Genomic DNA, 10,269 nt, shown 5'->3' with positions numbered 1-10,269 from the left:
GATGAGCGCAATGCCGCTCGGTGGCGGGGGCGGCGGCCTTGGTGGCGGCAGCGCCGGCGGGGGAGGCGGGTTCGGCACCCTGAGCGGGCTGATCAGCCCGGTGGCCGCCCTGGGGCGCGATTCGGGCTCGAGGTCTGGTGGGGGGTTGGCGCCGCCGGGCCGGGCAGTCGGGATCCCGCTTGGTGCGCTCACCCTGGATTCCAGTCCGCGGGAGGTGGCGTCGGCCATCATCCACGAGGCGCAGCGCCGGGGATACTCGCCGCATCAGACGACGGCGATCTTGGCTGACGCGATGCAGGAAAGCAATCTGAATCCTCGAGCGCAAAGCCCAAACAAGCTGTGGTTGAGTATTTTTCAGCAAGATGCATCGTACCCGGGGCGACGAAACCCGAATTTGGCGATCTCGGAGTTTTTCAACCGCCTCGATCGCCACGGCGGCCCAGGATCGCCCGACATCTGGAAATCGATCTTTTGGCTCCAACAACGCCCCGGCGAAGCCTCGGCGTCTGCGGCCTACGCCCACGGCAGACAGGCCTACCTCTCCGAGATTCAGCGACAGCACCACGGGGCGGTGGCCATGTATCACGACATTGTCGGCGGCGGCGTCTGTAGGTTCCAGTTTTAGGTGGCGGAATTCCAGACTTCGTGGCGTAGAAATGGCGGATGCGCCACGAAGTTCGGAAACCGGTTAGTAAACCTAAGCTTGAACGCCACGTTGGTGCGTCCTACTCGGCCGAGCCTACGAGTTACAGCATTCGCGAGATATGTTGTGCGGCAGGGATGGTGGTGGTGGTCTATCCCCGAGCTGGTACGGCCGCAGCCCATGTCGACGTCCACGGTGGTGAAGCGGTAACCGTCTTCCTGTGCCCGTGCCACAGTCAATCCCACTGAACCGGCTTCGGGATCGGTTAAAATGCTTGAGGGACGGCGAGATTGTCAGCCGTCGCGACATGCCGCCCCCAGGAGGCGGTGTCCAAAGCTTGACCGCGAACGCGGGCACCGAGCGCGGCACCTATGATTCGCGCCTGGTACATACCCTGATGCGTCAACAGCGCGCGATGATTGACATCTCCTAGGGTGTAAAGCCATTGGCCGTCGACGCCGCGCACGCGGCACGTGTCGTCGACATCGATCCAAGTGCCCGGCGCGAGACCAATGGTCTGCAGTCCGATGTCGGCGGTATTCGGCGATCGGCCCGTGGCGAACAGAACCTCGTCGACCTCGAGCTCGTCCCCGTCGTCGAGCACCACGCGTACCGGATCGGCGCCGCAGGGCCAGCTCAGTTGGGCGACGGACGCTCCGGTGCGGACGTCCACGCCGGCGTCGATGAGTCCGCGTCCGACGTACTCACCGACAAAGTGTTCCATCCCCGGCAGCACGCGCGCACTACGCGACAGCAAAGTAACTGCCGACCCCAGGGCCTGCCATGCGGTCGCCATCTCCACACCGACCCCGCCGGAACCCACGATGGCTAGGCGCGGCGGCACCGAACTGCTATCAGTTGCCCTACGGTTCGTCCATGGCCTCGCTTCGGCCACACCGGGCACGTCGGGCACCATCGCGCTGCTGCCCGTGCAAATCATCACGCCGTGTCGAGCAACGAGCCCAAGCGCCCCTTCGTCGGGAGCGTTGACCGCGACCCGGCCCGGTCCGTCGAGTCGGCCGTGCCCCCGAAAGAGGTCGATCCCCATACCGGCAACCGCATCAGCCATCGGAGTGTCATCCCAGTTGGTCACAAAGCGATCGCGTCTGGCGAAAACTCCTGAAGCTGATAATGATCCGATGACTGCCTCGCGGGCGCCTTCGACACGGCGGGCATCGGCCAAAGCGAGTACCGGCCGCAACATCGCCTTGCTCGGGATGCAACCCCAATGTCGGCATTCGCCGCCGACCAGTTCTCGCTCGACCAGGGCCACAGACAGACCCTCCGCTCGGACCCGCCCAGCTACATTAATGCCGACCGGGCCCGCGCCGACCACGACGGCATCGTAGGTGCGATCCCGGCCGGTGGCTGCTACGGCTTGGATGGATTCCGATACGTTCATCGTGTTGTTCTCCTCTGTCGGGCGCCTGGTGACGAAACTCTCTGGGGCAGAAGACAAGAGCACCTTCGGTGATCCCAATACGCCGGCCCAAGTGGACATCGGCGCATTTCGCCGAGCCGGCGTGGCAAGTTTGGCGACCGGTCAATCCGCGGCTCGGCCACTTCTGCTGGTAGGTGGGGAATACGGGTAGTGCCTCGACTGGTCCCCGGCCTCCCAGGCATCCCGTAGCCCGGGCGCTAAAGGATCCCAATCGGGACGAATTTCTCGTGTCACGTCGCGAAGGTCGCGCCGCAGATCCTCGAAAGACGGTCGGCCCCAGAACCAGTAGCCGTTATAGATGCTATGGATCAGCAGGCCGGGCTTCAGTACGAAGGTGTGCGGGACCATGGGGTCGTGATGCGGGTCGGTGTACTCCTGGATCTGTAGGTCCTTCTGAACCTTGCGCCCGGCGTCGGAGAGAAAAGTCCACTGTGCCCCAACGGATGCGCGGAACTCCGCGGTCTCGACAATGTTGTCGGTTGAAATCGTCACGACGGCGGTATAGGCCACCGCGATCTTGGAGAAGTTGGCGGCCAACTCGAGGTGCTGCTGGTGATCCTTCGGACAAAAGTGCCCACGCGACAACAACAGCACCATGGGGTCGATTCCTTGAAGTTCACTGAGCCGCCGCCGCACTTTGGCGTGATCAGTCAACTCGTAGTCCGGGAACACCGCGCCCGGAACAATATCGGCTCGCACAGGCGTACTCCTTCGATTCGTTCGAACATCGACGCAGATCAAGCTCGACGCTGCTGCCGGGCGGCGAACTCAGTTTCACTGCCCACCAAGATGTTTAAGCCCCTTCGGAAGGATTTCGCGTCCTTCCTGACCAGCTGTGTTGGCCGAGTTGGCGACTTCCCAGTCTTTGAGGTTCGCGACAGGCCCAAACAGATCCGCGGGCAAGTCGGGCGATAGGGGACGGCCCATGCGCACGCGCTGTGGCCAGTCCCGATTGGCTAGTGCGGGTTTGGCCAAGGCAACGACATCCGCGATGCCGGACTCGACTATCGTGGCGGCATCCGAAGGGTCATCGAGGTGGCCGTTGGCGATGATCGATAGCCCGCTGTATTGCTTGGCCAGTTCCGCCAGCGTCCTGGTAGCGCCGCCGAACGCCGGTTCTAGAGCCCGGTATTCGGTGGTGTGGATGTAGTCAATCCCGGTGTCGGCCAATGTGGTGAAGATCGCGGCGGCGTCATCCTCGCGGCCCGCCCACCGATGATGGTTGTCTGAAACCTTTCCCTGGGAAATGCGGATACCGACAGCGATGTCGGCCCCCACAGCGGCCGCGACGTCACCGCAGACCTCGGCCGCCAACCGAATCCGGTTGGCGACGCTGCCCCCATAGTCGTCGATGCGGGTGTTCATATAGTCCTTAAGGAATGCGTCGAGCAAGTATCCGTTGGCGCCGTGGATCTCTACACCGTCAAAGCCGGCGTCGCGCGCTAACCGGGCCGCGTTGACGAATGCGGTCCGGACCTGTCCGATCTGTTCAACCGTCATCGCCTCAGGCACCTGGAAAGGGCCCGAGCCCCGATACATAGCAAGTTGCTCGCCTTGCGGACGCACTGCTGAGGGCCCCCACGCAGTGGTGGCGTGCGGGTTGCCTTGTGATTGGCTGCCGGCGTGCATCAGTTGGGCGAAGAACTTCGCCCCACAGGCACGGACACCCTCGACCACCCGTTTCCATGCCGCGGCCTGAGTGGGATTTGCGATGCCCGGCTGGAAGAACTAACCCTGGCTGGTCTGGTCATCGATGTAAAGTCCTTCGGTGACCAGCAGACCGAACCCCTCGTCGGCGAAAACCCGGTAATAGGTGCCGATCCGATCGGTCGGAACACCCTCGGCTGTTGCGCTTACCCGGGTCATCGGCGCCAGGGCGATACGGTTGGCCAGGCCAACTTCGCCGATGGCTGTGGGCGTGAAAAGGGACGCGTACCGCGTAAGCTGCTGGTCAGACATGGGCTTCGTCACCTTCGTCGGCGACTTACCTTGAGGTCCAATGCATTACCAAGGGACTTGAGTAGGTCAATAGTTGGAAAACATGTCTGGGAGGCGATTTCTTGCGGTGTGGTTGCATCCCTTCCCGTATGCCTCGTTGTGCGGCACCGCGGACCGCGCAAGCTGGGGACCTGTTCGCCGCTGTTCAACGAACTTCCGGATGCTCGGTCAGATATCGGATGAAGCCGACCACGTCGTCGGCGACCAGTCGCCCGATGGCCCCACTGGAGTACACGGCGAGGCGAACGGTTCCGTCGGGTGCCAGGATGAAGCCGGTCGATTGCAGATAGTGAGGATCCTCGCTGACGTAGGCACCTACCGTCGCGGCGACCTTGTCGGCGTCAACGCTATGGCCGACCGGAAACCGTAACCGGCGCTTGGCAATGAGCGCAGCGGAGGTGTCCTCATCATCGACAGAAAAGGCGACGACCTTGACACCGAGACCGCTCAGCGTGTCGAGCGCACGCGAGAACGCGGCGAGCTGCGCGTTGCAGTACGGGCACCAGGACCCGCGGTAGATCAAGATGACACCGTAGGAGCCGGCGAGGTCGTCGGGCAGGGACATCGTGCCGCCACCGACAGCGGGAACGTCGAGCGCAGGGAACGGCTGGCCGTAGGCGAGTCGCGACATCGGCGTCCTTCCATGATGGTTCGTTGACTACTCGGCATCATGCTGCGACAAAACTGGACTGACAATTCCAATTCGGATCTGGCGCGGATGTGGCATCCGCCAGCTTGTCCTCACCAGTGGATCGTCCCCCGCGCCAAATACGCTCGCGTACCGGCCAGACACCGCCACGGGGCGTCCATAATGGCCGGCGCATTACATGTTTCGTGACGAACATGTGGCGAACCGTCCGGGTGCTCCGGATGTTGGAAGACTCCGTCGCCAACGCAGTCACCGCCCGACCTCGCGTACAAGTGGCTTGCTTCCAGTGGTTGGGAGCGGACGCATAGGGGAGCGGGCGAGACCCCGTTCCCGCCGAGTTGTGCGCCTCGGAACCACGAGTCAACGGCCGGCGATCACTCCTCGGCTGTACGGGCCGCCTGTTGAATCACGTCGGCCACGACATCCGGGTGAGAGACGGTGACGGCGTGTGAGGAATCCACCTCGGTGACATGGGAGTGGGCCCGATTGGCTTCGAATTCCTGCTCTTCCAGTGGTAGCGCGAGATCTTGCAGGGTCCTGATTTGCCAGCTGGGCTTACTCTCCCAGGCAGCTGACGTGACGGTTTCGTTCAGCGCTGCCACGTTCATGGGGCGCTGGGTGGCGACCATTAGGGCGGCCTCGGCGGCGGGCACGTCGGCCGCAACTTGGCTGTGGAACTTGTCGGCCTGATAGAGCAGATACGTGCCGCCGGTTCCGTCGGGCAGCGTGTAACGGACCTCCTCGACTGACGTGAGGAACGAGCTGCCCGGGAACCGGCCGAGCAACTCGCTTGCTGCCTCGCCCGCGGCGGGCATCACGGCGGCCGCGTAGACCAGGCCCTTCACCTTGGACTCGTCCGCGCCGGCCTGGGTAATGACCGCCCCGCCGTAGGAGTGGGCCGCCAAGATCACGGCACCCGGGATCCGGTCGAGCACGCTACGCAGGTAGGCGGCATCGACCGCCACCCCTTGCAGTGGGTTGGCGAACGCGACGACCGGATGGCCGGCGCTCTGGAGCCGTTGAATCACTCCATTCCAGACCGACCCGTCTTCGAAGGCTCCGTGCACGAGAACGATCGTGGGCCTGGGTCGTTCGGGATTCATCGCGGTCCCCTTCTCACGAGAAATTCGTTCACCGGGATACCGGCTGATCACCGAATCGCGGCACGGCGTTTTAGCACGGTGGTTCGTTGACCGTGCGGCATACCGCCACGACTCGGTCATCATGCTGCGACAAAACTGGACTGACAATTCCAATCCGGATAACCTGCGGCCGTGGCCTCCAAAGAGAGTCGACCTACCGCCCGGTTGACCGATCGCGGCGCGGCGACCAAAGCCCGCATCGTGGCGGGAGCGGCATCACTCGTCCAAGAGCACGGGGTGGCAGGGACGAGCCTGGACGCCGTCATGACCGCCACCAACACCAGCAGGTCGCAGCTCTATCACTATTTCGACAACAAAGACGCGCTCATCGGCGAGGTGATCAAGACCCAGTTCGGCCGCGTCATCGCCGCGCAAGAGCCGTTGCTGCGCGAGCTCTCCTCTTGGGAGGGGCTGCAGCGGTGGTGTGATCATCTCGTAACCATGGTCCGCGAGACCCAAGGCGTCGGTGGCTGTCCACTCGGCTCGCTCGTGAGCGAGCTCGCCGACCGATCCGAATCGGCGCGACTCGAGCTCGCCCGGTCCTTCGCCGAATGGCAGTCCTACCTGTCCGCGGGCTTCGCGGCCATGCGCGACAACGATGAATTGTCTGCAGAGGCCGACGTGGACGACCTCGCGCTAACCATGATGAGCGCACTGCAAGGCGGACTGCTCATGGCGCAGACCACGCGCAGCGCCCGTCCCCTCGAACTCGCCCTCAACATGGCCCTCGGCCACACCGCCGGATACCGGCGAAAAACTACGCAAAAACCACCGCCACCGTAATCACTGGGTAGCCCCCGACGACATCGAAAATGCATGGCCAGCAGGCTAACTCCCCGGATCGCTGCCAGCACTTGTATCGAACAGGTCGAGAGGCTGAACCCCTAAGCAGTCCAGGCCAATCGAGTCGCACCGTCAACCCCACTTGCCACGTCCTCAGACCCCGGCGGCCGTATCACCCACGAAAACAGCTGCTGCTCACCGGATTCCTTGTCGAATCCGGCTGCCGTTCGAAGCCCAGCACCTCGATCGCGCTCACCTCTCGAGTACACCGGTGTCAGCGAAGAGACCTAACGGGGACACGACTCGGATACGACCACTGCGTAACCGAATGCGGGCGGCTACTGCACGAATGAAATGCAGTAATGCGCTCTAGCCCAAACGAATTCGATCTTTATGCCGCGTCTGCAGTCTAGCAGTGCTGATTCGGGTTGTGGTGTGCCGCCCTGCGAGCCCACGTCGTGTACGACCGTGCGGTGTTAAGGTCCGCCATGAAGATGTGAATCTCGTTAGTTGACCTCGCCGTTAGTATCCACTTGGTGGCGGCCTTATATGAGAGCGATCCTCGACGGGTTGCTGCATCCAGAGCGGGGATGGATGGTCCGGGTCACCATCGGAGTTCCGGGAATGACAGAGCTCTGGCCGCGTTGACTTCCGGGGCGAGATGTGGTGCAGCGCACATGTTTTTGAGGTAGGGCGAGAATGGCGGGGGGCAGGGCGGAGGACTAGTTACCCAACTCGGGCGGTGGCCTCCCTGGGCATCACGCCTAGAGCACGTTATCTCAGTCGCTCGGTCTTCTGGCTGCGCGATCGGTGACTTCTGGTGTGGCAGGATATATTTGGGAGCTAGCCGAGGTTGTCGATGATGAGGTGCAGTGTGAAGTCGAACCGGTCGTGGCCGCTGCCGCCGGTTAGCTCCGCGGCGTATCGCCGCGTCTGAGGGAATTTATCGGCCGGCAGCGCGGTGAACCGGCTGATCAACTCCTCGCGACTAACGACCCAGTTCTCGTCCTTATCCTGTTGCCGCTGGTGGACCAATGAAATTTCCAGGGTGTAGGCGGCGACGTACAGAGACAGCGCGTCGATGGCCCATGCCGCCCGCTGGGGATCAACACCGCCGGCAAGCACGATCGCCAGCATCCCCTCGGCCACGCGAAGGGTGTCCAGGTTAGTCGACGCCGTAGCCAACGCGGCACTCGCGATACCCGGGTATTTCAGGTACTGGTCGCGGATCTGGACGCAGACGCTAAAGATCTGCTCCCGCCACTCAGACGCTTCTGGTTGTGGCAGAACGACTTCCGACCACAGCCTGCCAATAAGCAGCTCATCGATGTCGGCCTTATTGACCACGTGGGCGTACAGCGATGCCGGTCCCGTTCCCAAAGCATCGGCCACGCTGCGCATCGTCAGGGCGTCATGACCCTGCGTGGCCACGATGTGTAACGCCGCGTCGATGATCCGCTCGACGGTAATGGGCGCCTTGCGCGTCTGTGGCGTTGCGCTCGCAACACTGGGCTGCACATGCCGGGCGGCTCGGCGCTGCCGGGGATCAAGGCGACTCACGAAGATATCCTAACCTTGACACGAACAGCGCTCGGCGTGTAGAACTGCGTTCGTATAGAGCGAACATTGTTCGTTATATGTCACGCCTGCTTTCCGTAAACGCTGAAAAAGGATTGCTGTGGGTTACGACGTCATAATCGCCGGTGCTGGGCCCGTCGGGTTGTTCCTGGCATCAGAACTGCGCCTGGCCAATTGCTCGGTGTTGGTTCTCGAGCGTGCGCCTGATCCGCGCTCGCCGCACAAAAGGCTTCCTTTCGGTTTGCGTGGCCTCACCGTGCCCACCACCGAAGCCTTCTACCGTCGAGGATTGCTCGAGGCCATCGCTGGGCCGCTACACGCTGACGGTGGCGCCGATATCTACGGCCATCCATCAGGTGCACTGTCGCGACGTCATCCGGGTCACTTCGCTGGTATCCCGTTCGACGACAACAAGATCGAGAGATCCCGGTGGCCATATCGTTTGCCTAGTCCCACCGAGACGAACGTGGCCGCCGAGATGGAGCACATCGAGACCGTGTTGGCCGATCGCGCCACCAGTCTGGGCGCACAGATCCGGCGTGACCGGGGCGTCGACGACTTCACCCAGACGAACAACGAAGTGATCGTGCGTGCTGGGACGCAGTCCTTCCGCAGTCGTTGGCTGGTCGGCTGCGACGGCGGCCGTAGCACGGTCCGCAAGATCGGTCGCTTTCCCTTCGTCGGGACTGAACCGGAATTCACCGGCTACATGGCTCATGTCGATATCGCCGATCCCGACAAGCTCAACGAGGGCCGCACCCTGACACCGACCGGGCTGTACGAACAGTCCGAGCCCGGCTTCATCGCGATGATCGAGTTTGACGGCGGCGCGTTTCACCGCACCGTGCCGATCACCCTCGAACACGTTCAGGCGGTGTTGCGCCGCGTGTCGGGTACCGACATCGCCGTGACCGCGCTGCACCTGGCAGCCACGTGGACCGACCGCGCGCAACAAGCCACCACCTACCGCAACGGGCGCGTCCTGCTCGCCGGCGACGCCGCCCACGTGCACTCCCCGCTTGGAGCGCAGGGCCTCAACGCGGGGCTGGGCGACGCCATGAATCTGGGATGGAAGCTGGCAGCCACCATCGGCGGCGAAGCACCCGAGCACCTGCTGGACACCTATTCCACCGAACGCCACCCCATCGGTGCACAAGTCCTGGACTGGTCACGTGCGCAAACCGCGATCATGGCACCCACTGCGCAGGCACGCGCGATGTACACCATCGTGCGCGATCTCATCGACACCACCGACGGCACCAACTACTTCGTCGAACGTTTGTGGAGCGCATCGCAGCGCTACGAGCTCCCCGGATCGCACCCGCTGATCGGACGCAGCGCCCCAGATTTCGAACTACCCGACGGAACACGACTGGGCGCCCTACTGCACGACGGCAAAGGACTACTGCTCGACTTCGATGCCCACGCACCGCTGCAGTCACTTGGCGCCGAGTTTGGCGAACGAATCAACTACGTCCACACCGAGGTCAAAGACCGTTTAGGCCTGGGCGCCGTCCTGGTGCGTCCCGACGGCGTGGTCGCCTGGGCGTGCAACGATCGACCCCACCTCGAGCAGGCCGCCCACGCCGCGGCCCTGTGGTTTACACCCACCAACAATGCGCAACGACGTGCATGACCCCACTGCGCAACATCGTCGCCGTTACCGCAACGCGTGGACAGGAGCAACCCCATGACAAATGCCGACAGCACACGATTCGAGGGCGACAGCTGGGATCTGGCGTCAGGCGTCGGAGCCACCGCGACTGCAGTGGCGGCCCATCGAGCCCTGGCGTCCAAGGGCCCGAATCCATTGATTGACGACCCCTTCGCCGAGCCGCTGGTCAACGCCGTCGGTGTCGACGCTTTCATCCAGATGATCAACGGCGAAGTCCAACTCTTCGACGACGATCCCGCATTCACACCGCAGCGGCTCAACGAAGGCACGGCAGTGGCCACCAGATACTTCGACACATTCTTTCGCGAAGCCGCCGAAGCCGATGTGCGCCAAGCGGTCATCCTGGCCTCCGGACTCGAC

At 63.2% G+C, this 10,269-nt stretch carries 7 protein-coding genes and 3 pseudogenes; 4 read left to right on the top strand and 6 right to left on the bottom strand.

What is annotated here, in order from left to right; genetic code table 11:
• Window positions 1-625, top strand: a pseudogene (locus tag HMPREF0591_RS33495) (hypothetical protein); the annotation flags it as partial.
• A 194-nt stretch (window positions 626-819) separates the two neighbouring features.
• Here the strand turns inward: HMPREF0591_RS33495 and HMPREF0591_RS31185 are convergent.
• The 5 genes and pseudogenes from HMPREF0591_RS31185 to HMPREF0591_RS21085 form a co-directional block, all read right to left on the bottom strand.
• Window positions 820-2,045: pseudogene (locus tag HMPREF0591_RS31185) on the bottom strand (dihydrolipoyl dehydrogenase family protein); the annotation flags it as partial.
• A 141-nt stretch (window positions 2,046-2,186) separates the two neighbouring features.
• Window positions 2,187-2,783, bottom strand: coding sequence for a redoxin domain-containing protein (locus HMPREF0591_RS21100; protein ID WP_007170663.1), 597 nt, complete (start codon window positions 2,781-2,783; stop codon window positions 2,187-2,189).
• A gap of 75 nt (window positions 2,784-2,858) precedes the next feature.
• Window positions 2,859-4,043: pseudogene (locus HMPREF0591_RS21095) on the bottom strand (oxidoreductase).
• A 184-nt stretch (window positions 4,044-4,227) separates the two neighbouring features.
• The gene (locus HMPREF0591_RS21090) at window positions 4,228-4,713 is read right to left on the bottom strand and encodes a peroxiredoxin family protein (protein WP_007170660.1); all 486 of its coding nucleotides are present in this window, start codon (window positions 4,711-4,713) and stop codon (window positions 4,228-4,230) included.
• Between the two features lie 392 nt (window positions 4,714-5,105).
• Complete coding sequence (locus HMPREF0591_RS21085; RefSeq protein ID WP_007170659.1) at window positions 5,106-5,834, bottom strand: alpha/beta hydrolase; 729 nt, start codon at window positions 5,832-5,834, stop codon at window positions 5,106-5,108.
• A gap of 171 nt (window positions 5,835-6,005) precedes the next feature.
• Here HMPREF0591_RS21085 and HMPREF0591_RS21080 point away from each other — a divergent pair, with 171 nt between their 5' ends.
• Window positions 6,006-6,656, top strand: a complete 651-nt coding sequence (locus HMPREF0591_RS21080; RefSeq protein WP_007170657.1) for a TetR/AcrR family transcriptional regulator — start codon at window positions 6,006-6,008, stop codon at window positions 6,654-6,656.
• A gap of 843 nt (window positions 6,657-7,499) precedes the next feature.
• Here HMPREF0591_RS21080 and HMPREF0591_RS21075 read toward each other — a convergent pair.
• Window positions 7,500-8,216: a TetR/AcrR family transcriptional regulator gene (locus HMPREF0591_RS21075; RefSeq protein WP_040623496.1), complete on the bottom strand. Its 717-nt coding sequence runs from the start codon at window positions 8,214-8,216 to the stop codon at window positions 7,500-7,502.
• Window positions 8,217-8,334: 118 nt separating this feature from the next.
• Between HMPREF0591_RS21075 and HMPREF0591_RS21070 the strand changes: the two genes are divergently transcribed.
• Window positions 8,335-9,870, top strand: a complete 1,536-nt coding sequence (locus HMPREF0591_RS21070; RefSeq protein WP_007170654.1) for an FAD-dependent monooxygenase — start codon at window positions 8,335-8,337, stop codon at window positions 9,868-9,870.
• 54 nt (window positions 9,871-9,924) lie between these two features.
• Window positions 9,925-10,269 (top strand): class I SAM-dependent methyltransferase (locus tag HMPREF0591_RS21065; RefSeq protein WP_040623493.1); only part of this gene is annotated, 345 nt, incomplete at its 3' end.

Origin of the sequence: Mycobacterium parascrofulaceum ATCC BAA-614 (assembly GCF_000164135.1) — a bacterium.
GTDB classification, from domain to species: Bacteria; Actinomycetota; Actinomycetes; order Mycobacteriales; family Mycobacteriaceae; genus Mycobacterium; species Mycobacterium parascrofulaceum.
The sequence above is the reverse complement of the archived record's forward strand: the minus strand, read 5'-3'. Positions and strand labels throughout refer to the sequence as shown.